Source organism: Neiella holothuriorum, assembly GCF_019457915.1.
Classification (GTDB): domain Bacteria; phylum Pseudomonadota; class Gammaproteobacteria; order Enterobacterales; family Neiellaceae; genus Neiella; species Neiella holothuriorum.
In genome coordinates this window covers 153,715-180,515 of the sequence record NZ_JAHZSS010000001.1, presented here as the reverse complement: position 1 = coordinate 180,515, position 26,801 = coordinate 153,715, and the positions used below count along the sequence as shown (strand labels likewise).

The window sequence follows — 26,801 nt, the reverse complement described above, 5'->3', positions numbered from 1 at the left end:
GCATTAGTGACCAGCTTGATATTTCAGCAACAACGCCGGCGTAAAGATTAATTGCTCCTGCGCCATCCATAAGGTGCGCTGCTCATCGATACAAACGGCCTCGATTTGACCCAAGCCGGGTAACAGTTTTACTTCCAGCACTTCAAACGCTTCACTTAGACGCGCCACAAAGGGCGTCATTTTTGGCAACCCCTTACTGTTGTAGCCAACCAGCCAATAGCTTTTCTCGGCGGCGTCATAATGTGCGCCAGTTACCATCCCCGGTAAATCAGCAATCGTTGCAATGGGGCTCAGTAATTGAAGTTGCGATGCCGGCAACTGCGCCACGCGATATACCCGAGTGCGATTGGTTTGCCAGCTTTTGCTAAACAACATCAAGTCGTTGCCATTCAGTGCAATCGCTTCTGCGTCCAAGTCGTGGCGCATTGGCTCGATAGGGTGCAGCTCAAAATCAGCAAACGAAAAATTGATTTGCTCAAACATGCCCGGTTTGGACGGATGTAACGCAGTCAACGGCAAATGATAAATCTGTAGCTGGCGATTAACCCCGTGATTATTCCCAATATCGGCAATAAATAGTCGCTGGCCATCGGTTGTCATCGCTTCCCAATCACGGCTGGGAGCAATCATTGGAAAGGTGGCCTGAATCTGACCTTGATGATCTAATTCATAAACATTGGGTTCATTACCCGAGTCGTTAATGACGAATAAGCGCTCATCAGTGCAAGCCAAGCCTGACGACTCTGACACTTGTTTCGCCAGTTTGTAGCGGCCAACTTCCTCATAGGCAGCTAATTCAGCAGCTCCAGCAACATTGCAAAGTAGCCCGAAGGCAGAAATCGCAATCGCCAACAAACGCGTCGCTCCATGCATTAAATTCAAATTAAAATCCTATTTAGCCTTGTTACCACACATCATTTTCCTGCAAGCAGACTAGCAAATCACACCAGCCGATGTAACTAAGCCATTTGTTTAGATTTTGTTTCACATCAACACAACTGTACAGATAACCAGTATCCTGTTAGTTTATGCGCTATCCTGTTGCTCGGACTGTTCGATAGTGCAAGTAACAGCGTGAAAGGAAATAACTTTGCGATCTGGGGATTGGCGAATGAGGAGAAATCATGGCAGTTGAAACCCGCTATGTCGTTGTGCGCAATGGCGAGGAGGTCAGAACGTTCGTGGATAAGAAACAAGCTGATGAATATGACCGTATGTTGGATATGGCAGCGGCACTGGAAGATCTAGTGACGGCGTCCGGCATCAAAATCGACGAAGGTGAACTAGAGAAACTTGGTGTTTATCTGGCAGAAAATCGCGATGAAGTGTTGTTTGCTCTGCAAGCTAAACGTCGCCCTCAGCCGAAAAAGGTCGCCCTTAAAGCCGAGCCCGACGCGGCTTAAATAGCCCTTCGGCGGCACAATCAAGCATAAAAAAAGCTGGCAGATGCCAGCTTTTTTATTGTCGTAAGGTTAGCTTACTTTTTCTTTGCCTTGGCGTTTGGCAAATCAGTAATCGAACCTTCGTAGACTTCTGCTGCAAGACCAACAGATTCATGCAAGGTTGGGTGAGCATGAATGGTCAATGCGATATCTTCAGCATCACAGCCCATTTCGATCGCCAGACAAATTTCGCCCAACAATTCACCGGCATTCTTACCAACAACCGCGCCACCTAACAAACGATCGGTGTCTTTGTCGAAGATCAGCTTGGTCATGCCAGACTCAGCATCAGCGGCAATAGCGCGGCCAGATGCAGCCCATGGGAAAGTAGCTGTTTCGAAATTGATGCCCTTCTCTTTTGCTTCTTTCTCGGTCATACCCGCCCAAGCAACCTCTGGGTGTGTATAAGCAATCGATGGGATCAATTTAGGTTCGAAGAAGTGCTTCTTACCAGCAATGTTCTCAGCCGCAACGTGACCTTCGTGCACACCTTTGTGAGCCAACATAGGTTGACCAACAATGTCACCAATGGCAAAGATGTTCGGTACGTTGGTGCGCATTTGCTTATCAACAGAAATAAAGCCGCGCTCATCAACAGCAATGCCGGCTTTTTCAGCTTCCAACAATTTACCGTTTGGCGTACGACCTACAGCAACCAATACCGCGTCATAGCGGATTGCTGCATTTGGCGCGTTTTTGCCTTCAAAGCTGACATAGATACCGTCGTCTTTCGCTTCAACAGCGGTCACTTTGGTTTCTAGCATCAACTTGAATTTTTCTTTGATTTCACGGGTATAAACGCGAACCATGTCTTTGTCAGCGGCAGGGATCAGCTGATCCATGAACTCAACCACTTCAACTTTAGAACCCAGCGCATCGTAAACGGTACCCATTTCTAGGCCGATAATACCGCCGCCCAAGATCAACAACTTCTCTGGTACCGTTTCCAGTTTCAGTGCGTCTGTTGAATCCCAAATACGTGGGTCATTGTGTGGGATAAACGGCAATTGAATTGGGCGAGAGCCCGCCGCGATAATTGCGCTGTCGAAGTTAACGGTCGTTTTACCGTCAGCACCTTCAACTTCAATTGAGTTAGCGCCAGTGAATTTACCGTAGCCATTAACTACTTTCACTTTACGCATTTTCGCCATACCGGCCAGACCGCCAGTTAGCTTAGAAATTACTTTGTCTTTCCAGATGCGGATCTTGTTGATGTCGGTTTTTGGCTCACCAAAAACAACACCGTGCTCTGCCATGTTTTTTGAATCTTCAATCACTTCAGCAACGTGCAAAAGTGCTTTAGAAGGAATACAGCCAACATTCAAGCAAACACCACCCAAGGTATCGAAACGCTCAATCAATACGGTTTCCATACCCAAATCTGCACTGCGGAACGCAGCAGAATAGCCAGCAGGACCAGCACCAAGCACCACCACCTGCGTTTTGATTTCGTTACTCATTACGACCTCAAATTTTAATTTTGTTTTAGTTGTCCGATTTGCTCGAGGGTACGAGGCTTTCGGCAATATAACTTAGGGTCAGCTAAAACGCCAAGAGCCGGGGCGAACCCGGCTCTGACAACTGACTTTACATGACGAGGCGACGAATATCGCTCAACACGTTGTTCAGCTCGGTGATGAAACGGGCACCATCGGCACCATCAATCACCCGGTGGTCGTAAGACAATGCCAGCGGCACCATCAGACGAGGTTCAAATTCGGAACCGTTCCACTTTGGCTTAATGTCAGACTTAGACACACCCAGAATGGCCACATCCGGCGCATTCACGATTGGCGTGAACTGAGTACCACCAATACCACCCAAGCTAGAGATTGTGAAGCAGCTGCCTTGCATGTCTGCTGCAGTCAACTTACCACCGCGGGCTTTCTTACTAATGACGCCCAACTCTTGAGTAATTTCGATGATGCCTTTCTTATCGACATCGCGCAGTACTGGAACCACCAAACCGTTTGGCGTATCAACGGCCACACCAATATGAATGTATTTCTTCATATAGAGGTGATCGCCATCTGGGTCCAGCGAGCTATTGAACTTAGGATAAGTTTCTAGTGCTTTTGCGGCAGCCTTAATGATGAAGGCTAACGGCGAGACCTTGTAACCAAGATCGCGCTTCGCAGCAATTGCATTTTGCTCTTTACGGAACGCTTCCAGCTCAGTGATATCGGCTTCGTCGAACTGTGTCACATGAGGGATTGTTACCCAGTTGCGATGCAGATTCGGACCTGAGATCTTCTGAATTCGGCTTAGTTCAACCTTTTCAACTTCACCAAACTTGCTGAAGTCAACGCGAGGTTGAGCCAATACAGACAAACCTCCGCCGCTAACGTTTGCAGAGCCTGAAGACTTAGGACGAGCCAATTCAGCTTTAACATACGCTTGAACGTCTTCTTTCAGAATACGTCCTTTACGACCTGTTCCTTTCACCTTAGACAAATCAACACCGAATTCGCGCGCAATGCGACGAACAGCTGGTGACGCATGGCCTGCGGCCGATGCTTTTTGATTTGAACCCGGGTGATCAGAAACTGGTGGCGGCTTGCTGGCAGCAGCAGGCGCAGCTTTCGGTGCGGCTGGCGCAGCAGGTGCTGGAGCAGACGCAGCAGCTGGAGCTGCCGGCGCTTCGCTGACAGTTTCAACCAACGCGATTAGAGTGCCTTCGGCAACCTTTTCACCCACAGCAACTTTGATTTCTTTCACGGTACCAGCAAACGGAGCAGGCACTTCCATAGAGGCTTTGTCGCCTTCTACTTCAATCAAGCCTTGCTCAGCTTCAACGGTATCGCCAACAGCAACCAAAATAGTGGTCACGTCAACTTCATCACCGCCGATATCAGGAATGGTTACTTCCTTCACTTCGGCAACCGCTGGAGCTGCGGCAGGAGCAGCAGGTGCGGCAGCCGGAGCTTCCGCAGCTGGTGCTGAAGCAGGAGCAGCAGCGCCGGTTTCGATGCGAACAATCAAAGTACCTTCGGCAACTTTGTCACCTGTGTTAACGATGATTTCTTTCACGGTACCAGCAACGGGTGAAGGCACTTCCATAGAAGCCTTATCGCCTTCTACTTCAATCAAACCTTGCTCTACTTCAACGGTATCGCCAACAGCAACCAAAATAGTGGTCACGTCAACTTCATCACCGCCAATGTCCGGGACCGCTACGTCTTCAACCGCACCGCTTGCTGCAGGTGCAGCAGCCGGAGCTGCGGCAGGCGCTTCAGCAACAGGTGCTGGGGCAGCTTCTTCTGCAGCAGGCGCGTCAGCACCCGTTTCCAGAATCACGATCAGGCTGTCTTGGGAAACTTGATCACCCACGGCAACTTTAATTTCTTTGACGGTACCAGCGAATGGTGCTGGTACTTCCATGGAGGCTTTATCACCTTCCACTTCAATCAAACCTTGCTCTGGCTCTACTTGCTCGCCAACTTCAACGAGAATACCAATTACGTCAACGGAATCCGCGCCAACGTCTGGAACCAGAACTTCTTTCAATTCGGCCATTTGTATTCTCCTTAAGCGTACAGTGAGTAGACTTTGTCGACATCCAGACCGAACTTCTCGATCGCTTCTGGAACGACTTTAGCGTCTAGGTCACCGTTCTTAACCAACTCGCTCAGTGCTGCTACAACAATGTATGGCGCACTAACTTCGAAGTGGTCACGCAAGTTTTCGCGGCTGTCTGAACGACCGAAGCCGTCAGTACCCAGCACCTTAAATGGCGCAGGAACATAAGCACGAACCTGATCTGCGAAGATACGCATGTAGTCCGTGGCCGCGATAACTGGTACGTCTTTCTCCAGTACTTTGGCGATGTAAGGTACTTTCGCTTCTTCACCAGGGTGCAGCATGTTGAAACGTTCAGCTTCGTTACCGTCACGTGCCAACTCAGTCAGGCTGGTTGCCGAGAATACGTCAGACTCAACTTTGAACTCGTCAGCAAGAATTTGAGCTGCTTCGCGAACGTGGCGCAAAATAGAACCACAACCCAATAGCTGAACTTTCTTCTTACCGCGGCCTTTAGCTTTGATTTCATCAAGCTTGTAAAGACCTTTGATGATGCCTTCTTCAACGCCTTCTGGCATTGCTGGCTGTACGTAGTTTTCGTTCAAGGTAGTGATGTAATAAAACACATCTTCCTGACGCTCACCGTACATGCGATCCATACCTTCTTGAACAATCACAGCAATTTCGTAACCGTAGGCTGGATCGTAAGAGATACAGTTTGGAATCGTCGCTGATTGCAAGTGGCTGTGGCCATCTTCGTGCTGCAGACCTTCACCGTTTAGCGTTGTACGACCTGAAGTACCACCAATCATGAAGCCACGGGCACGCAAGTCACCAGCAGCCCAAGCTTGGTCACCAATACGTTGGAAACCGAACATGGAGTAGTAGATGTAGAACGGAATGGTTGGCGCATCGTTCACCGAGTAACTGGTAGCAGCTGCCATCCAAGAACTCATTGCACCACCTTCGTTAATGCCTTCTTGCAATACCGCACCGCTTTTATCTTCGCGGTAGTATGCAACTTGGTCGGCATCTTGTGGGGTGTACTTCTGACCACCATGGGCGTAAATACCCACCTGACGGAACAAGCCTTCCATACCAAAGGTACGAGCTTCATCCGGGATGATTGGAACAACGCGCTTACCAACACTCTTGTCTTTCAACAAGGCAGTCAAAACACGTGACAGTGCCATTGTGGTTGAGATTTCACGGCCGTTAGAACCTTCCAGAACTTGCTGGAATGCTTTCAGCTTAGGAATATCCAGCGATTCGCTGAATTTCACACGACGCTGTGGCAAGTAACCGTGTAGTGCTGCACGGCGCTCGCGCAGATAAACCATCTCAGGGCTATCTTCAGCTGGCTTGTAGTACGGCAGATCTTCAATGTCGTTATCGTTAATTGGAATGCTGAAACGATCACGGAAGTGCTTGACCGCATCCATGTTCATTTTCTTAACGTTGTGAGCGATGTTTTTACCTTCGCCCGCGTCACCCAGACCGTAACCTTTAACAGTCTTCGCCAGAATTACAGTTGGACGACCTTCAGTGGCAACCGCTTTGGCGTATGCTGCGTAAACTTTTGCTGGATCGTGACCACCGCGGTTCAAGCGCCAGATGTCTTCATCAGACATGTTGGCAACCATTTCAGCAGTTTCAGGGTATTTACCGAAGAACTTCTCACGCGTATAAGCGCCGCCTTTGGCTTTACAGTTCTGGTATTCACCGTCAACGGTTTCTTCCATCAACTGCAGCAGTTTACCTGTGGTGTCACGGTTCAGCAGTGCATCCCAGTAGCGACCCCAGATAACTTTAATCACTTCCCAGCCGGCGCCGCGGAAGGTGCCTTCCAGCTCTTGAATGATCTTGCCGTTACCACGGACCGGACCATCGAGGCGCTGCAGGTTACAGTTGACAACAAAAATCAGGTTATCAAGACCTTCGCGAGTAGCGAGGCCGATAGCGCCTAGTGATTCTGGCTCATCAATTTCGCCGTCACCGAGGAAACACCATACTTTTTGATCGGAGCAATCTTTGATGCCACGGTCAGTCAAGTACTTGAGGTAACGCGCTTGATAAATCGCCTGCAATGGACCTAAGCCCATAGAAACCGTTGGGAACTGCCAGTAATCAGGCATCAGTTTCGGGTGTGGATAAGAAGACAGGCCTTTGCCGTCTACTTCCTGACGGAAGTTATCCATTTGCGAATCAGTGAAACGGCCTTCTAAGTAAGAACGGGCGTAAATACCCGGTGCAATGTGGCCTTGGAAGTAAATCAGGTCGCCGCCGTCTTTATCGTTCGGCGCACGCCAGAAGTGATTGAAGCCCACATCGTACAAAGTCGCACTAGAGGCGAAAGAAGAAATGTGGCCGCCGAGATCTAAATCTTTTTTAGACGCACGCAGAATGGTCATTAAAGCATTCCAACGGATATAACCGCGGATCTTACGCTCTAATTCCATGTTGCCAGGCATTTGCGGCTCTTGCGACGGTGGAATGGTATTCAGGTATGCAGTGGTTGCCGTATAAGGCAAGTGCGCACCGCTGCGACGTGCTTTTTCAATCAGTTGCTCAAGCAGGTAATGAGCGCGTTCTGGCCCTTCCTGCTGCAAGACGCCTGCTAGGGCATCAAGCCATTCCCCAGTTTCTTGGGGATCGACGTCATGCTCGAGATGATCAGACATGCCGTATTCCTTCTTTCAGAGTATTAGTTTAATGGCAAACCTAGTGATCATAGACCACGCAAGTTTGACGTTATTTCGTCTCACTGCGAACTCGGCGCAGTGAGCGCTCCATCCGCGTTTTTTGTCGGCTGACATCCAAGAGTGTTTCTTCGATGTAGGCCAAGTGTTCATGGCTAGCTTGTCTTGCCAGCTCTGGTTCTCGTTGAACAATCATGCTGAGCAAATGTTTTCGATGTTTAAACACCACTTGCTGAGCTTCTAAGCTCCGCAACATTTGTCGCAAGTTGTCTTCAATATTTTGTTGCAGTAAGGGTTTTAAGCAGTGCATTACCTGTAGCACCACAGCATTGTGGCTAGCTTCAGCCATTTTCAAATAAAACCCCATCACTGCATTGGCGTGGGTATGTATGGTGGCGTCGCTCAGTTGCACATTGGTAATATCCTCAATGCACTGAGCTAATTGTTCGTCATCCGTTTGCGTGCCACGCAGAGCAGCATAATAGGCGCAGATCCCTTCAAGCGCATGACGAAATTCTAGTAAATCAAATTGTGACTCAGGATGGTTGACCATTAATTGGAACAAGGGTTCCGCTACATTTTGCCAGCTTTCATCGCTGACAAACGTCCCACCGCCTTGCTTGCGTGATAATAAGCCTTTGGCTTCAAGCTTTTGTATGGCTTCTCGCAGCGATGGTCGCGATACATTGAACTGGCTAGCGAGTTCACGTTCCGACGGCAATTTTTCACCCGGAGCCAAAATACCTTCAATGATCATGCGCTCTAATTGCTCGACGATAACGTCGGCGAGACGAGGCTGCTTGACTGAATTGAACGGGCTTTTGATCTGAGTCATGTTGCTCTTGGCTAATTGGTCTTACCATTCGACCGCAAAAATTTAGCAGAGTGGGGTTGCTGTGTCTAGCCTAAAACACAGCGGTTTATTGTGCCTTCTTTGCAGAACCCCGCCGCTATTGAGCTCCAAGCCTTTGCCAAGTGGTCTGATTTGAGCACCAAACCACCGGCGGCAAATTGTTTTCTCATATTCGCAAGCTAGCTAACACTGCCGTATAAGGTCAGTACCGCAACAACACTCAGTACCAGCAAGACATTTCGCTTAGCGATTTCAACAAACTTAGTCACGCTTACAACACAAGTCGGGTTACTCGGATCGGCAATGTCTTCTGCAGCCAAGGAGACTCGAACCAAATGCGCTTTAGGTGATTCTTTGGTATTGAGAAGATGCTCCAGCCAAATCGGCATGGCGCGGCTAAAGTTACCCACCAGCGTTAAGCCAAGTGATGCCAAACGCACCGGAATAAAATCAAACCAATACAGTAGTTCTGTTGCCGCCTTAGCGGGGGTTAAGCTCGGCGCTTGGTCAGTCACTTGTTCTTCGAGCCCTGCCACTTCATCATTTTCGTTGAGCTCAAGGGCATCTACATCAATGTCGTCGGCATTCACTTGGGGCGGCTTAACCGCATTCTTTAATTCGCGATCGGCCAACGTACGTATGGTGGCATAGAACACAACGCCTGCCGCACCAAACACCACCAGCCAAATCATCACCGCAATGTAGTAACGGTAATTAATCCAAGCTAACGTTTGACCAACCCCCTGCTCTAACTCGCAATGAGGCGTTTTAGGTTGTTCGAGTTGTTCATCTTCATCCAACAACTCAACGGCTAACTCAACGTCTTGTGGTAACTCGTCTTGGCTACCTTCAGTTTTGAGTGGCGCATCGTTCGCCAATGCCCCCAACTCTTTAGCCACCATATAACAAGCTTGCTCATCGCCGCGCCGAGCCGCTCGTAAAAAGGTTTTATAAGCTTTACGGGCATGCAAACAGCCAATGGCCAGCGTAATGGCCAGTACCGTGACGACTAGCGACATCAGGCCAAAAAGCATGCCTTCCACCAGCCTCAGCAAGATCATGATTAATACGGTTGGTATGGCGCTAATCGCAACCACACCAAGCGGCGTATTAAACCAATCTTTGGTTTGCGAATAAGCCGAAATGCGTGCCAAAAACAAATTGGCATAAGTGACAAATTGCCAACGCGACGAAGGCATTAAAATTCGTTCCACGGCGAGCGCAATCAGAAGAGCGAGTAATGTCATGGTGACAAGTCCATTTAGTAGGCGAGTGCCGAGGCACTCGAAAGTCTATGTTTTAAACAAGCTTTACGCAAAGCGGTCTGCATATTCAGAGAGCCAGTTGCGAGCGATAATAACCCCAGTCAAATGATGGTCCAGGGTCAGTTTTTCGGTTCGGCGCGATATCGTTGTGACCCACAATCCTGCCTAATGAAATCGTAGGGTAGCGTTTCATTATGGCCTTGGTGACGGCAATTAAACGCTGGTATTGGCTAGAAGTAAAGCCACCGTTGTCGGTTCCTTCTAGCTCAATTCCAATGGCAAAATCGTTACAACGATTACGCCCTTGATAGCTAGAAACACCCGCGTGCCATGCCCGCTTGTCAAACGGCACGTATTGCGCCAATTGGCCTTGACGGTCGATCACGCAATGCGCTGACACCCGCAAACCGACAAGCTGCTCAAAATAAGGATGGGCGCTGCAATCAAGGGTTCCCATAAACAAATCATGTATGTAGCTATTGCCATACTCACCCGGCGGCAAGCTGATGTTGTGGATCACCAATAAACTCGGCTGTTCATGATTAGGGCGATCATCATAATGTGGACTGGTGTAACAGTTGGCACCAGTGATTTGGTGGTCGCTGTCAATATCAGGCAAGTCAAAATCAGCCATAAATGATGCTCTATACCTTTGATTTAGTTACGAGGATACTAACGACAGTTTACAGCCTTGCAGTAACTTTTGTTGTGAAAGAGGCAATAGAAATACTGTGCAGTTGCTCACGGACAGAGTAAACTTACCGCCACATTTAACCCTATGCCCTGAACCACGCCATGCCCAACCCTGACGACGTCCGCCGCTTAGTCGAAGCTTGCCTCGCTGAAGACTTAAATCACCTAACACCGATTGAAGGCGATATTACTGCGTCTCTAATCCCGCTCACAACGATCAGCAAGGCTTACATAATAAGCCGTGAGAAAGCGGTTTTTTGTGGCCAAGCTTGGAGCGAAGAAGTATTTCAACAGCTGGGCAGCCACGTCTCCATTGAGTGGCTTATCAATGATGGCGAGCTGATGGAAGAAAATCAGCGTATTTGCAATTTAACTGGCACCTCACGCGATATTCTGACCGGCGAGCGAACGATGCTCAACATCGTGCAAACCTTATCGGCGACAGCAACAGCTACACGCAAATATGTCGACGCGATTGAGGGTACTGGCGTGAAATTGCTCGATACGCGTAAGACCATTCCGGGAATGCGCAACGCACAAAAATATGCAGTGCACTGCGGCGGCGGTGTCAATCATCGTTGCGGCCTTTACGATGCTTTCTTAATAAAAGAAAACCACATTGCAGCTGCCGGCAGTATTGCCGCAGCGGTTGAACAAGCCCGAACCAACTTTCCCGGCAAGCCCGTTGAAGTTGAAGTTGAAAACATGCAGGAGTTTTGTTTGGCATTAGAAGCGGGCGTTGATCGTGTCATGCTCGACAACTTTAGCCCCGAACTGATGCGGGAAGCGGTTATTGTTAACCAAGGCCAAGCAGAGCTCGAAGCATCTGGCAATGTGACCATCGAAACGATTCGCCAAGTTGCAGAAACCGGCGTCGATTTCATCTCAGTTGGCGCTCTCACCAAGCACATTCGCGCGGTCGACTTTTCCATGCGCATCGAATCGGCTCATCAGTAAACTTGCTCTCTAAGTCACTTTGATGAATGAAAACGGGTTGTTTGCCGAATCATGGCACAACCCGTAATTGTAATTTGGCCTCATCAACGCCAACCGGCTTGCACCACGTTCAAAACCTCATAAAACGCGCCAATAATTTGTAATGCGTCAAAATTTGATTAAAAAAGCGATATGAATCAATTTTTTGACGCGTTGAAAAGTTGTCACCTGACTGCGATACGTCGTTTTCATTACCAATTTCAAATTAATTAGAAAAAGTAGCAAATTTGTTATTGAAAACGGCAAACAGGCTCCCTAGTATCAGGAACACGCAATATCTCACAGCGTCCTCCACGGAGACATTATTATGAAAGCGCAAAAAGGTTTTACCCTAATTGAATTAATGATCGTTGTTGCGATCATCGGTATTTTGGCAGCAATCGCTCTTCCTGCTTATCAAGACTACGTACGAGGCTCTCAAGCCACTAGTGCAATTGCTGGCGCCGCCACATACAAAATGGCTATTAGCGTTTGTACCAGCACAGAGGGTGATGGTACTAATATTAAAGTTGACTGTTCCAACGTTCCTACTGAGGATGGTACTAAAGTGACTAGTGTCGCTGTAGCTGGAATTACCGTAAATACTGATGTAGACAGTAATGGCGATGATGTGTCTGGCGTTGGCAATGTGATTTTGGTTCCGGCTTTAGATAGTGGCAACATCACCTGGACTATTACTGGTGGGACTGATTGCCAAGATTTAGTGAAAGGTTGTCAACCTGCAGCTGCTGCTGGCGGCTAAATTAATCAACTATTCTCGAAAAAGACCACCGCTGGTGGTCTTTTTTTTTGTCTGTGTTATTTTGATGTCCAACCAGTTACTTAACCCATTTCTCAGGCTTTCAGCCTCCGTAAACGATAGAGTTCTGAATGGATCACGCAGCAAAGATTCAAGGCTTATCCACACTTCTTGTTCGTAAACGTCTGCTTGAGGCGAGTATCGCCGTCAGCCTGATAGAGCAGGCTCGCACCGGCAAACATAATTTCATTAACTTGCTGATAGAACAAAATATTGTCACCAGCAAGTCATTGCAGCAATTACTCAGTGATGAATATGGTATTCCAGCGCTCGATTTGGCTACCGTTGATGTTGACCAGATCCCCGACGAGTACCGCAACGAATCACTGATTAAGAAACACCATGCACTGCCGCTTTATGTTGAACGCGGGGTGTTAGTTGTTGCCGTTGATGATCCCATCAACATTACTGCCTTGGAAGACTTTCAATTTAGCTTTGGTCGCCGTACTGAACCGGTATTGGTGGAGCACGATAAACTCAGCAAAGCCATCGAGAAAATACTCGACAGTGGCCTTGATGATATTGATTTAGGCGATGTCTCCGATGACGATCTGGCCGACATGGAAGTCCAGGATACCGATCAGCATGACGATGACGTAGTTGAAGGCACCGATGACGCGCCAATTGTGGTGTACATCAATAAATTATTGATGGATGCCATCCGCAAAGGCGCCTCAGATTTGCACTTTGAACCCTATGAGAAACGTTACCGAGTGCGTTTTCGCATTGATGGCATTTTGCATGAAGTGGCCACGCCGCCGAATTCTCTATCCTCTCGATTGGCTGCTCGCCTAAAAGTTATGGCCAATTTGGACATTGCTGAGCGTCGCGTCCCCCAAGATGGCCGCATTAAGATGCGCATTAGCCGCACCAAAGCCATCGACTTTCGAGTTAGCACCCTGCCCACCTTGTGGGGTGAAAAGATCGTGATGCGGATCCTCGATTCCTCAAGCGCCCAGCTTGGCATCGATATGCTCGGTTACGAAGCCGAGCAAAAAGAACTGTATATGAACGCCCTGAATCAGCCTCAAGGCATGATTCTGGTAACTGGCCCAACAGGCTCAGGTAAAACTGTGTCACTCTATACCGGGCTAAATATTCTAAATACCGAAGAACGTAACATTGCTACCGCCGAAGATCCGGTCGAAATCAACCTACCCGGTATCAATCAGGTACAAATCAATCTTAGAGCGGGCTTGGATTTTGCCTCTGCGCTCAGGGCGTTTTTACGACAAGATCCTGATGTGGTGATGGTCGGTGAAATTCGCGATTTGGAAACCGCTGAAATCGCCATTAAAGCATCGCAAACCGGCCATCTAGTGCTATCAACGCTCCATACGAATTCATCTGCAGAGACCTTGACTCGTTTGCTAAATATGGGTGTACCTGCCTATAACATTGCCAGTTCCGTGAGTTTGGTCATTGCTCAACGGCTGGCTCGCCGCTTATGTAGCAAATGCAAAGAGGTTGAAGACGTACCAGCCCCTGTATTATTGACTGAAGGTTTCTCGCAACAGCAAGTCGACGAGGGCTTAAGTGTGTATAAACCCGTGGGTTGTGACGAATGTACTGGTGGTTATAAGGGGCGAGTCGGCATTTATGAAGTAATGCCAATGACAGATGCCATTGCCAAAATTATTATGGAAGGCGGCAATTCGTTACAGATTGCGCAACAATCCCAGCAAGAAGGTCTCAGTAACCTACGCCAATCCGCACTTCGGAAAGTTGCTCAAGGCGTAACGTCACTGGCTGAAGCAGCTCGAGTCACCAGTTTCTAATCAGGAAGAAGCAACACTGTTATGGCAGCATCACGGGCAAAACAAGTTTCAATCAAAATCAACACGTACCAATGGCAGGGCGTCAACCGCAAAGGTCAACGGATTGAAGGTGAAACCACGGCGGCCAATGAGCAAGCGGTAAAAACTCAGCTACGCAAACAGGCCATTGCGGTTTCAAAAATCAAAAAGAAACCCAAACCGCTGTTCCAGTTTGGCAATAAAGTGAAAGCGGCCGATATTTGTATCGTAACGCGCCAAATTGCCACCATGCTAGGGGCTGGCGTGCCACTAGTGCAGGCGCTCGAAATCATTGGCAAAGGTTGTGATAAAGAGACCATGCGTAAACTCATGGAAGAAATTCATGCTCATGTATCGGCCGGTAATCCATTAAGTGAGACCCTAAAAAGGCACCCTGAACACTTCGATGATTTGTATTGCGACTTGGTGGCCAGTGGCGAACAATCTGGCGCTCTCGATTCAATTTATGACCGCGTGGCAACCTATAAAGAAAAGGCTGAAGCATTAAAGGCTAAAATTAAAAAGGCCATGACGTACCCAGCCATAGTTATTCTGGTCGCCGTGGTGGTAACGGCAATCCTGTTAGTTTTTGTTGTCCCTAGTTTTGAAAATATCTTTTCAAATTTTGGAGCTGAGCTTCCCGCATTCACGCTATTTGTTATCGGAATTTCCAATTGGCTAACATCAAACCTTTGGTTGGTCATTCTCGGCGCCTTTGCCGCTTCTTTTGGCTTCGCCAGAGCTCACCGTAACTCTAAATCACTGCGCGATAAAACCGATGCATTGATTTTAAAATTACCTGTTGTCGGCGGCATTCTCCATCAAGCCGCAGTGGCTCGTTACACACGCACACTCTCCACAACATTTGCCGCCGGCGTACCTTTAATTGATGCTCTTGATTCAGCAGCGGGAGCTTCAGGCAATGCCGTTTATCGTGATGCTATTCAAGCAGTACGAAGTGATGTGTCTTCGGGGATTCAGCTCAATAATGCCATGCGTCAAACGCGACGCTTTCCCGATATGGTGTGCCAGATGGTAATGATTGGCGAAGAAGCTGGCTCTTTAGATGATATGCTGGCCAAAGTTGCGTCGATTTATGAACAACAAGTAGATGATGCCGTAGACAACTTAAGCTCCATGCTTGAGCCGTTAATCATGGTCATCATCGGTACGTTAGTCGGCGGGTTGATCGTCTCTATGTATCTACCAATTTTCCAACTAGGCCACGTCGTAGGTTAACGAAATGATTGAGCAATTTACGCAAGCGGCCGAAACAGCGCCAGTTTTAATATCTGCTATTTGTTTTGTGTTTGCAGCACTTGTCGGTAGTTTTCTCAATGTTGTGATTTATCGCTTACCAATCATGATGGAGCGAAAATGGCAGCAAGAATTGGCAGAAATGAATGAACAGCCGATACCTGAATTTGAGCGCTTTAACCTAGTCGTTCCCGGATCACGATGTGGCCATTGCAATACCACAATCAAGCCTTGGCATAACCTTCCCATTGTCGGTTGGTTTATCCTCAAGGGGAAATGCGCAAGCTGCCAGCAGTCTTATTCCATTCGTTACCCACTCATTGAATTGCTAACGGCCAGTTTATCGGTATTAGTACTTCATGTGATTGGCTTTGATCATTTCGGTCTTGCCGCCGTAATGTTCACTTGGCTGTTAATTTGCCTAACTTTTATCGACGTTGATCACTACTTACTACCCGATCCACTAAATTACCTGTTGTTGTGGAGTGGGTTGCTCTTCCATTTATGGCTAGCACCCAACGAGCTAAGCAGCGCCGTGATTGGCGCTATAGCGGGTTACTTGTCGCTATGGTCTATCTACTGGGCATTTAAGCTACTGACCGGCAAGGAAGGCATGGGCTATGGTGACTTTAAGTTACTCGCTGCCCTGGGCGCGTGGCTGGGCTGGCAAATGCTGCCGCTGGTCGTGCTGTTATCGAGTGCCGTTGGAGCGGTGCTGGGCATCATGATGATCGTCCTGAAAGGCCGCGACCATCAAAAGCCAATCCCATTTGGTCCTTATCTAGCCATTGCTGGGTGGATAGCTTTGTTGTGGGGACAACCAATCCTCGATAGTTACTTCGGCTTACTTGGTTATTAAGTTGTTTGATGAAAACAGTCCAATGAGCAAATTTGTGGTGGGTTTAACTGGCGGCATTGGTAGTGGTAAAACCACCGTTGCCAACGAATTTGAGCGTCTCGGCGCAGGGTTAGTTGATGCCGATATTATCGCTCGAGAAGTTGTTGCCAAGGGCGAGTCAACCCTGGCTGAGATTCACCATCGTTTTGGAGATCAAGTGTTAGCGGCCGACGGCGAGCTGAACCGTGATGCACTTCGACAACAGGTATTTAGCGACGAGTCTCAACGCCAGTGGCTCAACAACTTGCTTCATCCGTTAATTCGTCAACGCATGATCGATCAAAGCCAGCAACAAGTAGCCCCTTATACTATTTTAGTGATCCCGCTTTTGGTCGAAAATAAACTGCAAACGCTTTGCAAGCGGGTGCTGTGTGTTGATGTGCCAGTATCCGTTCAAGTGCTCCGCACTAGTCAACGCGATGGCGTGACGAACAGTAGCGCCAAAGCAATTATTGCCCGCCAAGCGACCCGTTGGCAGCGCCTCAGAGCGGCCAATGACGTCCTGAACAACAACCGAGTATTGGAATCCGTTGCAAAAGATATTTTACACCTGCACCAGCATTACCTAGAATTCGCTACTCAGAGCTATCCAAGCTAATTTTCTCAGAATAAAATAGATGGAACCCGCATGGTTGACGCGTTCACCTACCAATTTCCTCTCAATGAAACTGCTCGCTCCTATTTACGAATAGAACACTTGCTGCTCCGCTGCACACAGGCCATGCAGGCACTCAATGAGCAAGCATTTCTAAGCTATTTCTCTGCCTTATTCGATTTGTTGGAGTTGCTGGAGCGCGCCGATGTGCGCCAAGATCTAATTAAAGATCTTGAAGGGCAACAAAAAGAGCTGGCCCGCTGGGCAACCTACCCCAATGTCGATCTAGATGCGTTAAAACAGCTGGACCAATCGAACCAACACTGTTTGAGTGCGTTACGCAGTCAATCACGATTAGCTAACTGCCTGAAGTCTGATAAATTTTTGTCCGGTATTCGGCAACGTTTTAGTATTCCTGGTGGCAACTGCTGCTTTGATTTACCGCAGCTTTACTATTGGATGAGCCAAGACAGCGAAAGCTGTTTGCAGGACATGAATCGCTGGCTAAGCCAACTGGATATACTTGCCAATGCAATCGGTCAACTCATGCACCTGACCCGCGATGGCAAGTTATTTCAGCCCGCAGTCGCCAAAAAAGGCTTTTACCAAGCCAGTGCCGAAAATCTACAATTGCTCCGCATCCGAGTTTCCAGCGACAGCAAAGTATTTCCTACCGTATCAGGCAATAAGCACCGTTTTACGGTTCGCTTTATGCGGCACACTAACAATGGTACGGCCGCTACCGAGCAAGATATTGAATTTTTGCTATCAGCCAGCTAGTTGCCTAACCACTATTTTCGAGAAGTTTTTATGAAAGTTTCATGCCCCACATGCCAAGCCCAAGTTGAATGGTCGACCGCCAATCAATACCGACCATTCTGTTCAGAGCGTTGTAAATTGATCGATCTAGGTGAATGGGCAGATGAAAGTCACCGCATCGCAGGCGAGCCTGACAGACAACAAATAGAGAATATGAGCGATGAAGAGTTGATGGAAATGATGGCGAAGATGCAAGTACCGCCGAAAAAATAAGGTCTATAAGAGCGCTTCGGCGTCAACTACGTCAGAGTCGCTAACACTTTATCTAAAATGGGCTTATTGGCTTCTGGGAAGTCATATTGAGCGAGTTCGGCCGCTGCGACCCAGCGCCCTTGCAAACCTTCTTGGCTAGCAGGCTCGCCACTAAATTCAGTCACCCAATGAGTATCGAGTTTCACCTGCTTGTCGCCATAATCATGGCTAATCACCACCAAGGGCTCACTCTTTAGTGTGCTTATTGCCAGTTCTTCTTGTAATTCACGCGCGAGCGCCTGCTGAACCGTTTCACCAGCTTCGCACTTACCACCCGGAAATTCCCACTTACCACCTTGATGCTGATGCTCGGCTCTGCGGGTCAAAAAAATATGGCCGTCGCGTACAATGACGCCAACGGCCACATGAACTTGCTTAATGCTCACCAACTAGCCTACGACAGCTTGCCGTGACACTGCTTGTACTTCTTGCCTGAGCCACATGGGCATGGCTCATTACGGCCAACTTTCGGCTGTGGGCGCTGCTGTGGCTGCGCTGTACCGCTAGCTTCAGCACCTGTAGCCCCTTGGTACTGTTTCGGCAATGCGGCTTGCTGTTGACGACGCTTCTCTTCAGCCGCTTCAACATCTTCTTGCGACTGCACTCGTACTCGGCTCAGGATAGAAATCACTTCCATCTTCAGTGCATCTAGCATGTTGCTAAACAAGTCAAACGACTCACGCTTGTATTCCTGCTTAGGGTTCTTCTGAGCATAACCGCGTAAGTGAATACCCTGACGCAAGTGATCCATTGCAGCGAGGTGATCTTTCCAATGAGTATCGAGCACCTGCAACATAATTTGTTTTTCGAATTGGCGAACAATCGGTTCACCAACCATTTCTTCTTTCAAGCGATATGCTTCAGAGAAGCTATGTTGAATACGCTCGCGAAGATTATCTTCATGCAGTTTATCGTCTTCATCAAGCCAATGTTGTAGTGGCATCTCAATGCCGAAATCACCTTTCAGACGTTCTTCAAGACCAGCTACATCCCACATTTCTTCAAGAGACTGCGGCGGAATGTATTCGCTAATCATATTGTCGACAACGTCTTCACGAATATTAGAGACCGAGTCTTTAATGTCTTCAGCATCCATCAAGTCGTTACGTTGGGCGTAAATTACTTTACGTTGGTCGTTGGCAACATCATCGTATTCAAGCAGCTGCTTACGAATATCAAAGTTGCGCGCTTCCACTTTACGTTGGGCATTTTCAATAGCTCGCGATAACCACGGATGCTCAATGGCTTCGCCACGCTCCATGCCCAGCTTTTTCATCATGCTGCCCATGCGATCCGAAGCAAAAATACGCATTAACGGATCTTCTAACGACAGGTAGAAGCGAGATGAACCCGGATCACCCTGACGACCAGAACGGCCACGAAGCTGGTTATCAATTCGGCGAGACTCATGACGCTCGGTACCGATAATGTGTAAACCACCAGCTTCAATCACTGCATCATGGCGTTGCTGCCAGTCGGCTTTAATGACCTCGATCTGTTCTTCTGTTGGGTTCTCAAGTGCATCAATTTCGGACTGCCAGCTACCACCCAAGACAATATCGGTACCACGACCGGCCATGTTAGTGGCAATCGTTACAGCACCTGCGCGGCCTGCTTCTGCAACAATTTCAGCTTCTTTCGCGTGAAACTTAGCATTCAGAACGTTGTGCTTGATGTTGGCTTTTTTCAGCAGCCCTGAGAGTAATTCAGAGGTTTCAATGGTGATGGTACCCACCAGAATTGGCCGGCCTTTAGCCACTTGCTCATGAATATCTTTGGCGATGGATTCGTATTTTTCTTCTGCGGTGAGATAGACCTGATCGGACATATCGTCACGAACCATTGGTCGGTTCGTTGGGATCACCACGGTATCCAGACCGTAAATACTTTGGAATTCAAACGCTTCGGTATCGGCAGTACCCGTCATGCCAGCTAACTTCTGATACAGACGGAAGTAATTCTGGAATGTGATCGACGCCAGCGTTTGGTTTTCATTTTGGATGTTAACGCGTTCTTTCGCCTCAACAGCCTGATGCAAACCTTCAGACCAACGACGCCCAGGCATCGTTCGGCCAGTGTGCTCATCAACAATAACAATTTCGTTGTCGCTAACAATGTAGTCAACATCGCGTTTGAACAACATATGAGCGCGCAACGCCGCATTGACGTGATGCAGTAACGCGATGTTGGCTGCGTCATACAATGACGAACCTTCGGCTAGAATCTTGTTGGTTGCCAACAGCTCTTCAATGCGCTCTTGACCTTGTTCAGTTAGGTGAACTTGCTTGGCCTTTTCGTCAACCGTAAAGTCACCAACCGCAGCTGTTTCTTCGGTATCTTCTGCCTCGGCTTTTTCAAGCATTGGAATCAGGGTGTCGATTTGACGATACAGGCCTGAGCTATCTTCGGCAGGGCCGGAAATAATAAGCGGGGTACGCGCTTCATCAATTAAGATGGAGTCAACTTCATCCACAATGGCGAAGTTAAGTGGGCGTTGAACCCGATCTTCTGGGCGAAATGCCATGTTGTCGCGCAGGTAATCAAACCCAAATTCGTTATTGGTGCCGTAGGTAATATCGGAGCCGTAGGCTTCTTTTTTGGCATCTGGTGCCATACCCGACAAGTTAATACCAACGGTCATACCGAGGAATTCAAATAACGGCTTGTTCCATTCGGCATCACGTTGTGCCAAATAGTCGTTCACGGTAATCACGTGAACGCCTTTGCCGGCTAACGCATTGAGGTAGGCTGCTAAGGTTGCGGTTAAGGTTTTACCTTCACCGGTACGCATTTCAGCAATGGAGCAGTCGTTGAGTACCATGCCGCCAATCAACTGAACGTCGAAGTGGCGCATACCAAAGACGCGTTTACTTGCTTCACGTACTATTGCAAAGGCTTCTGCAAGCACATCTTGCAAGCTAGCACCTTCGGCTATACGAGCTTTGAGTTCATCGGTTTTGTTTTTGAGGTCGTCGTCAGAGAGGGCTTCGAAGTCTGCCTCCATGGCATTAATTGCGTTGACAACTTTACGCAGCTTCTTCAAAGTCCGGTCGTTTTTGCTGCCGAACATCGAAGTCATTAATTTTACAAACATGGCTTGCCTAGTAATTTTAATTGTTGAACGCTAGCTTTTGGTCTACTGCCAACGAACATGATGAACCCATCAATCTAATGACCCCGCATAATGAACGGATCATTCGACTAGGTAAAGACTATTTATGGGGTCATTTATCGAAAAATAAACGGGCTTGGATCCACTTGCTTACCATTTTTTAGCACTTCGTAGTGCACATGGGGGCCTGTAGAGCGACCTGTACTGCCCATCGCTGCGATGACATCGCCTTTGGTAACTACGTCACCAACGGCTACATGAATTTCGCTGTTGTGACCATAGCGTGTTGTGTAACCACCGCCATGACTTACCTCAACCAAATTGCCATAACCCCAGCGGCGACCCGCCCAAGTTACAACGCCAGCAGCCGTGGTGTGAACATTGCTACCCGCATGGCCAGCAAAATCAACACCCCAATGGGATGCTTTTTTGCCGGTAAAAGGATCAATTCGCGCACCAAAGCCTGACGACAACCAGCCTTCCCCAATGGGGCGGCCAGATAGCCAGCTTGCGTCTTCTGCGTCTTGTTGCTGCATTAACACCGCGAGCAACTCTAACTGACGTTGCTTGTCATCGTAGCTTTCTATCAATTCATCAAGCTCAACCAGCATTTCTGTCAAGCTTTCGGTATTGGTCGCCGGAGCTGCTGCGAATGGGCCACCCGCAGCTTCCATTGACTGCTGACTGGTCGTTGTCGCAATGTCGAATTCTTGCTGATCGATCTCAGACTTCTGTACCAACATTTCACTCAGTCGGTCTAGCTGCGATGACTTGGCTTGCAACGTGCCAATGTGCTCGGCCATTTCAATCAATTGACCATGCAACTGTAAACGTAATGTCATGAGCGTATCGCGCTGCTGAAGGTTTTCCGTTTGCGCTTGTTGTACTTGTTGCTCGAAGTGCGTTGAGCTGATCAGGTGCGGGGCGAGCCACCACGGCATGATAAGAAGCGCCATCAACGCTAATGCCGTCCCTAGTAACGCCAACGGCGGGAAAGTCCAAGTAACTGGCTTCCCTGCAGCATTAAACGTTAAACTAACTAAAGGTCGACTCATAATTTGCTACTTTAAATGTCAAAAAGAAGCCACAAACCAGTGGCGTTATCAAAATTGTTTCAAGGTGGTCGTTCAGAACTTGCCAATATTGCTCGGCACAGTCAATCGTTAACCACTTTGCAAGAAGCGTTTGCTAACGCCCTAGACGTAGATTTAGCGCCTCATTGCCATTTAGTTCGCTATCAAAATGGCGTGCTCACTGCGCATGTCGATTCGGCCGTTTGGCAATGGCGGTTCAACATGAACAAAGTCCGCATCATTGCTAATTTACGTCAGCAAGGCTTTCGTGCGCTAACAACTCTCGAATCCCACGTAAAACCCCGAACCCTGCCGAGCCAAACGAAAGATTCTGGCTTTAAAGTGAATCGGATCATGACCCATCAATCAGCAAGCGATTTGCGTGCCCTTGCGGAATCATCTCCCGAACCACTGAAATCTCAATTACTTAAGTTAGCCGCACATGAAAAAACAAAACCAGCTTAAGCGCTGGTTTTGTTTAATCTTAACGAGTATTCATTATGCCAAGCTCGGCACCTGGTAACTGATTGGAGCTTCCTGATCATCAAAGCTAACTAGCTCCCACGCTTCAGGTTGCGTCATCATGGCTCGCACTAACATGTTATTCAGTGCATGCCCCGATTTATAGGCTTTCACTTCACCAACAATGCTGTGGCCGGCCATATACAAATCACCAATGGCATCCAAAATCTTGTGTTTGACGAATTCATCGCGATATCGCAAACCGTCGTCATTCAGGATTTTGTAGTCATCCAACACAATGGCGTTATCTAAGCTGCCGCCAAGGGCTAGGTTATTCGCTTGCAAATATTCAATATCACGCATAAAGCCGAAGGTACGGGCGCGTGAGATTTCTTGCACAAAACTGCAGGCAGAAAGATCTAACACCTTGTGCTGGGTATCAGAATCAATCGCAGGGTGAGCGAAATCGATCGCAAAGTCGATTCGAAAGCCGTTATAGGGTGAGAGTTCGGCCCACTTATCGCCATCTTCAATGCGAATCGGTTGCTTAATGCGAATAAAACGCTTAGCAGCTTGTTGCTCTTCCACGCCAGCTTGTTGTAGCAAGTAGACAAACGGTAATGAGCTGCCATCCATAATAGGAATCTCAGCTGCATCGACTTCAACAAACACATTGTCGATGCCCATGCCCGCCAAGGCGGCCATTAGGTGCTCTACCGTTGACAAGCGAACGCCATCATCGGTCACCAGAGCAGTACACAAAGTCGTTTCGCGAACCAGTTCTGCTTTAGCAGGAATATCAACTACCGGATCAAGATCGGTGCGGCGAAATACAATACCTGTATTTACCGGTGCCGGGCGCAAAACCAGTTGCACTTTGTTACCAGAATGCAGACCAATCCCTGTCGCTTCAATCATTTGTTTGAGCGTGCGCTGTCTCATCATATAGCTTGCCAATGTTCCAAAATTATCTGCAAAACGTGTCGCGGGTCGCACATCATACCAAAGTTACGACTTAAGTACAAAAGTGTGAACAAAAAACGACCAGTCGCCCCGTATTAATCCGCCTGCTTACGCAAAAATGCCGGAATATCCAAGATGTCGTTATCACTCTCAGGTAATTCAACCTGTAGCGGCTGCTGACTACCAACAGCAACTTGCTGAGGTGATTGTGGCGTTTTAATCGTTTGCTGCACGGTTGTCACGTCTGGTCGCTCCACTGGCGAATCAACCAACGTAATGTCTGGTTTACGCTCCGCGCCAATGCCAGTTGCAACAACAGTCACGCGCAATTCATCGGTCATTTCCGGATCGATGACGGCACCGACAACTACAGTGGCGTTATCAGAAGCAAACGCTTTCACTGAATTACCGACGGTATCGAACTCTTCAATCGTGATATCTAAACCGGCAGTGATATTCACCAAAATACCGCGTGCACCCGCTAAATCAATATCTTCCAGCAGTGGCGAAGCAATCGCCAACTCGGCCGCTTCTTGAGCGCGGTCAGCGCCTTTCGCAACACCTGTGCCCATCATGGCCGTGCCCATTTCAGACATCACCGTTTTCACGTCAGCAAAGTCGACGTTAATCAGGCCAGGGCGAGTGATTAGCTCGGCAATACCTTGCACCGCACCATAAAGCACGTTATTCGCGGCTTTAAAGGCGTCTAACAAAGACGTACCTGGGCCTAACACTTTCATTAACTTTTCATTCGGGATCGTGATCAGTGAGTCAACATGCTTGGCTAACTCATCAATACCTTGCCCTGCGAAGTTCATGCGCTTATTGCCTTCGAACGGGAATGGCTTAGTCACAACCGCCACAGTCAGAATACCCAGTTCACGTGCAATTTCAGCTACAACTGGCGCAGCACCAGTACCTGTACCGCCGCCCATGCCGCCAGCAATAAAGATCATATCGGCTCCTTCCAACGCTTGTTGGATGGCTTCACGATCTTCCATGGCCGATTGACGCCCCACTTCCGGATTGGCGCCAGCGCCTAACCCTTTAGTGATATTTGAACCTAGCTGAATTTTGTTGCCAGCACTCGACTTACGCAACGCTTGCGAATCAGTATTCGCAGCTAAAAATTCAACACCTTCGATGCTGTTTTGCACCATATATTCAATAGCGTTGCCGCCACCGCCGCCAACACCGATAACTTTAATGACCGCCTCGTCAGTATGGCTTTCCATAATTTCAAACATGACAGGTTCTCCGTCGTTGTAACATTCTCACCCTATTTAAAACTCGCCTTTGAACCAACCATGAATGGTGGACCAAAGAGAAGCAACCTTTTCTGTGCCAGTGCGCTCTCGCGTATTTCCCAAAACATCATCCATGCCATAATGCAGCAGGCCAACTGCGGTGGCATAACTTGGGTCACTGACATAGTCGTACAAGCCCTTAACTTCTTGCGGCTGTCCCAGCCGTACTGGCATTTGGAAAATATCTTCCGCCAACTCAATAGCGCCTTCTATTTTCGCGGTTCCACCGGTGAGCACAACACCAGCGGCAATCTGATCTGCCAGACCCGATCCTTTTAATTCTTCGTGTATCAATTCAAACAATTCGTGATAGCGCGGTTCAACAACCTCTGCCAACGTATGACGCGACATAGTCCGCGCCTGACGGCCACCAACACTGGCAACTTCAATGGTGTCTTGCATGTTCACCAATTGACGTTGCGCGCAGGCATACTGCACTTTTATTTCTTCCGCATGATTCAACGGGGTACGGAAAATCTTGGCAATGTCGCTCGTGACCTGATTACCGGCCACAGGGATCACTGCGGTATGACGAATCGCGCCATTGGCATAGACCACCATGTCAATGGTGCCGCCGCCCATATCGACGACGCAAACCCCTAATTCTTTCTCATCTTCGGTAAGTGCCGCATCGCTAGCCGCCAAGGCCGAGAAAATCAGCGATTCTACCTGTAAATCACACCGTTCAACCACCTTTTCTATATTGCGCGCCATATCATTGGCACAGGTGATCAAATGAACCTTGGCTTCCATCCGCATCCCATTCATGCCAATTGGACTTTTAATGTCCTCCTGACAGTCGATGGAAAACTCTTGCGGCAATACGTGCAATAAGCGTCGCTCATCGGAAATAGGAATCGATTTGGCGGTATGGATGACGTTATCAACATCTTCTTGCGTCACTTCCTCACCGTTAATCGACACCATGCCGTTTTCGTTTTGACACTTAATGTGGCGCCCGCTGATCCCCAAATAAACCGAAGCAATCTGACAATCCGCCATTAACTCAGCTTCTTGCACCGCGCGCTGCACACAGCGCACGATGGAATCCAAATCATTGACGCCGCCTTTGTCCATGCCTCGAGAAGCATGACTGCCAACGCCAACAATGCTGAGTTCGCCGTTCGCTAAAATCTCACCCACTAACGCACTGACTTTGGACGTTCCAATGTCCAGCCCTACGATGAGTTTGCGCTCGTTACTCTTTGCCATCTTGCTCTGTTAACCTTTGTCCACTTCGTTCAATTCAGTTTCATCCGGCCACTTCACTGCAGCACCCGTGTCATACCGCAAATCAATATATTGCGGCGTACCTCGTTGCGCTTTCAACAGCTCTGGGTATAACGCCAGAAATCGTTCAAAACGCGCTAATGTTTGTTCTCGCCCTAACCGCAATTCGATGCCGTTAGTTAACTTAACCGTCCACGCTTCACGTGGCGTAATTTGCAACTGCCGTAACTGCAAGTCCGGGTTATCGGTCCGAGCCACCACTGCAGCCAACATCGACATGGCTTCTGCCACCATGTCATCGGGCGCATTCACTTGCGCCAATTCCGCCACCACGCCAGTGTCTGGTACGGCAAACAATTTGCCGTCGCCACTCACTAGGCGGCTATTGGTCCAACGTGCCACCGGTTGATACTCAGTGACATGCACACTCAGTTGATCGGGCCACTCTTTTCTAACTGCCGCTTGAGCAACCCAAGGCAAGGCCGTTATTTGTTGTTGCACCCAATCAACATCAAGGCCAGTCAAACTCGGCAAAGGCCCTTGTTTGAGCAACTGCTCGGTCACCATGGTGTCGGTGACAAAACGCCGATCGCCGTGGATCCGCAAATGCTGCACCGGCAGTGCCGCTCGGTCACTCCAAACATGGGCGGCACCATATGCTAAATACAAGCCGCCAACTAAGGTGACGATAAAAAACGCCACACCAAACCAAAATTCCCATTCAGGAAGACGGCGAGCACTCGACGCTCCAACGGTCATCCTGATCGCCCC

24 protein-coding genes are annotated in these 26,801 nt (G+C 48.5%); 10 read left to right on the top strand and 14 right to left on the bottom strand.

The window, feature by feature from the left end:
- Positions 1 to 3 precede the first annotated feature (3 nt).
- A complete protein-coding gene (locus K0504_RS00820; RefSeq protein WP_220102241.1) occupies positions 4 to 882 on the bottom strand; it encodes a hypothetical protein in 879 nt (292 codons plus the stop codon).
- A 242-nt stretch (positions 883 to 1,124) separates the two neighbouring features.
- On the opposite strand from K0504_RS00820, the gene K0504_RS00815 reads away from it, so the two are divergent.
- Positions 1,125 to 1,403: a YebG family protein gene (locus K0504_RS00815; RefSeq protein WP_220102240.1), complete on the top strand. Its 279-nt coding sequence runs from the start codon at positions 1,125 to 1,127 to the stop codon at positions 1,401 to 1,403.
- Positions 1,404 to 1,477: 74 nt separating this feature from the next.
- Here K0504_RS00815 and lpdA read toward each other — a convergent pair whose 3' ends face one another.
- From lpdA to ampD, 6 genes are all read right to left on the bottom strand, one after another.
- Positions 1,478 to 2,902, bottom strand: coding sequence for a dihydrolipoyl dehydrogenase (gene lpdA, locus K0504_RS00810; protein ID WP_220102239.1), 1,425 nt, complete (start codon positions 2,900 to 2,902; stop codon positions 1,478 to 1,480).
- Between the two features lie 127 nt (positions 2,903 to 3,029).
- Complete coding sequence (gene aceF, locus K0504_RS00805; RefSeq protein WP_220102238.1) at positions 3,030 to 4,958, bottom strand: pyruvate dehydrogenase complex dihydrolipoyllysine-residue acetyltransferase; 1,929 nt, start codon at positions 4,956 to 4,958, stop codon at positions 3,030 to 3,032.
- An 11-nt stretch (positions 4,959 to 4,969) separates the two neighbouring features.
- Positions 4,970 to 7,642 (bottom strand): pyruvate dehydrogenase (acetyl-transferring), homodimeric type, encoded by a 2,673-nt coding sequence (aceE, locus tag K0504_RS00800; RefSeq protein ID WP_220102237.1) that lies wholly within the window; start codon positions 7,640 to 7,642, stop codon positions 4,970 to 4,972.
- Between the two features lie 70 nt (positions 7,643 to 7,712).
- On the bottom strand, positions 7,713 to 8,495 hold the full coding sequence (gene pdhR / locus K0504_RS00795) for a pyruvate dehydrogenase complex transcriptional repressor PdhR (protein ID WP_220102236.1): 783 nt from the start codon (positions 8,493 to 8,495) through the stop codon (positions 7,713 to 7,715).
- A gap of 197 nt (positions 8,496 to 8,692) precedes the next feature.
- The gene (ampE, locus tag K0504_RS00790) at positions 8,693 to 9,760 is read right to left on the bottom strand and encodes a regulatory signaling modulator protein AmpE (RefSeq protein ID WP_220102235.1); all 1,068 of its coding nucleotides are present in this window, start codon (positions 9,758 to 9,760) and stop codon (positions 8,693 to 8,695) included.
- 85 nt (positions 9,761 to 9,845) lie between these two features.
- Positions 9,846 to 10,412, bottom strand: coding sequence for a 1,6-anhydro-N-acetylmuramyl-L-alanine amidase AmpD (gene ampD / locus K0504_RS00785; protein ID WP_220102234.1), 567 nt, complete (start codon positions 10,410 to 10,412; stop codon positions 9,846 to 9,848).
- A gap of 161 nt (positions 10,413 to 10,573) precedes the next feature.
- On the opposite strand from ampD, the gene nadC reads away from it, so the two are divergent.
- From nadC to yacG, 8 genes are all read left to right on the top strand, one after another.
- A complete protein-coding gene (nadC, locus tag K0504_RS00780) occupies positions 10,574 to 11,428 on the top strand; it encodes a carboxylating nicotinate-nucleotide diphosphorylase (protein WP_220102233.1) in 855 nt (284 codons plus the stop codon).
- A 346-nt stretch (positions 11,429 to 11,774) separates the two neighbouring features.
- The gene (locus tag K0504_RS18525; protein ID WP_220102232.1) at positions 11,775 to 12,209 is read left to right on the top strand and encodes a pilin; all 435 of its coding nucleotides are present in this window, start codon (positions 11,775 to 11,777) and stop codon (positions 12,207 to 12,209) included.
- A 128-nt stretch (positions 12,210 to 12,337) separates the two neighbouring features.
- On the top strand, positions 12,338 to 14,044 hold the full coding sequence (gene pilB / locus K0504_RS00770) for a type IV-A pilus assembly ATPase PilB (protein ID WP_220102231.1): 1,707 nt from the start codon (positions 12,338 to 12,340) through the stop codon (positions 14,042 to 14,044).
- Between the two features lie 21 nt (positions 14,045 to 14,065).
- Positions 14,066 to 15,301, top strand: a complete 1,236-nt coding sequence (locus K0504_RS00765; protein ID WP_220102230.1) for a type II secretion system F family protein — start codon at positions 14,066 to 14,068, stop codon at positions 15,299 to 15,301.
- A 4-nt stretch (positions 15,302 to 15,305) separates the two neighbouring features.
- The gene (locus K0504_RS00760; protein WP_220102229.1) at positions 15,306 to 16,178 is read left to right on the top strand and encodes a prepilin peptidase; all 873 of its coding nucleotides are present in this window, start codon (positions 15,306 to 15,308) and stop codon (positions 16,176 to 16,178) included.
- Positions 16,179 to 16,200: 22 nt separating this feature from the next.
- Positions 16,201 to 16,815 (top strand): dephospho-CoA kinase, encoded by a 615-nt coding sequence (gene coaE, locus K0504_RS00755; RefSeq protein WP_220102228.1) that lies wholly within the window; start codon positions 16,201 to 16,203, stop codon positions 16,813 to 16,815.
- A gap of 30 nt (positions 16,816 to 16,845) precedes the next feature.
- A complete protein-coding gene (gene zapD / locus K0504_RS00750; RefSeq protein WP_220102227.1) occupies positions 16,846 to 17,592 on the top strand; it encodes a cell division protein ZapD in 747 nt (248 codons plus the stop codon).
- Between the two features lie 30 nt (positions 17,593 to 17,622).
- The gene (yacG, locus tag K0504_RS00745; protein WP_220102226.1) at positions 17,623 to 17,844 is read left to right on the top strand and encodes a DNA gyrase inhibitor YacG; all 222 of its coding nucleotides are present in this window, start codon (positions 17,623 to 17,625) and stop codon (positions 17,842 to 17,844) included.
- 26 nt (positions 17,845 to 17,870) lie between these two features.
- On the opposite strand, the gene mutT is transcribed toward yacG, so the two are convergent.
- The 3 genes from mutT to K0504_RS00730 all read right to left on the bottom strand — a co-directional run bounded on the left by mutT (position 17,871) and on the right by K0504_RS00730 (position 22,050).
- A complete protein-coding gene (mutT, locus tag K0504_RS00740) occupies positions 17,871 to 18,263 on the bottom strand; it encodes an 8-oxo-dGTP diphosphatase MutT (RefSeq protein ID WP_220102435.1) in 393 nt (130 codons plus the stop codon).
- Positions 18,264 to 18,277: 14 nt separating this feature from the next.
- The gene (gene secA, locus K0504_RS00735; protein WP_220102225.1) at positions 18,278 to 20,977 is read right to left on the bottom strand and encodes a preprotein translocase subunit SecA; all 2,700 of its coding nucleotides are present in this window, start codon (positions 20,975 to 20,977) and stop codon (positions 18,278 to 18,280) included.
- Between the two features lie 134 nt (positions 20,978 to 21,111).
- Complete coding sequence (locus K0504_RS00730; protein WP_225917886.1) at positions 21,112 to 22,050, bottom strand: M23 family metallopeptidase; 939 nt, start codon at positions 22,048 to 22,050, stop codon at positions 21,112 to 21,114.
- A 39-nt stretch (positions 22,051 to 22,089) separates the two neighbouring features.
- On the opposite strand from K0504_RS00730, the gene K0504_RS00725 reads away from it, so the two are divergent.
- Positions 22,090 to 22,533 carry a DUF721 domain-containing protein gene (locus K0504_RS00725; RefSeq protein WP_220102224.1) on the top strand — a complete coding sequence of 148 codons (444 nt, stop codon included), beginning with the start codon at positions 22,090 to 22,092 and terminating at the stop codon, positions 22,531 to 22,533.
- Between the two features lie 33 nt (positions 22,534 to 22,566).
- Here the strand turns inward: K0504_RS00725 and lpxC are convergent, their stop codons facing one another.
- The 4 genes from lpxC to K0504_RS00705 all read right to left on the bottom strand — a co-directional run bounded on the left by lpxC (position 22,567) and on the right by K0504_RS00705 (position 26,789).
- Entirely contained in the window at positions 22,567 to 23,475 is a 909-nt protein-coding gene (gene lpxC, locus K0504_RS00720) for a UDP-3-O-acyl-N-acetylglucosamine deacetylase (protein ID WP_220102223.1), read from the bottom strand.
- Between the two features lie 113 nt (positions 23,476 to 23,588).
- Positions 23,589 to 24,740 (bottom strand): cell division protein FtsZ, encoded by a 1,152-nt coding sequence (ftsZ, locus tag K0504_RS00715; RefSeq protein ID WP_220102222.1) that lies wholly within the window; start codon positions 24,738 to 24,740, stop codon positions 23,589 to 23,591.
- Between the two features lie 36 nt (positions 24,741 to 24,776).
- Positions 24,777 to 26,012 (bottom strand): cell division protein FtsA, encoded by a 1,236-nt coding sequence (ftsA, locus tag K0504_RS00710; RefSeq protein ID WP_220102221.1) that lies wholly within the window; start codon positions 26,010 to 26,012, stop codon positions 24,777 to 24,779.
- Positions 26,013 to 26,021: 9 nt separating this feature from the next.
- Positions 26,022 to 26,789 carry a cell division protein FtsQ/DivIB gene (locus tag K0504_RS00705; protein ID WP_220102220.1) on the bottom strand — a complete coding sequence of 256 codons (768 nt, stop codon included), beginning with the start codon at positions 26,787 to 26,789 and terminating at the stop codon, positions 26,022 to 26,024.
- Positions 26,790 to 26,801: the final 12 nt, after the last annotated feature.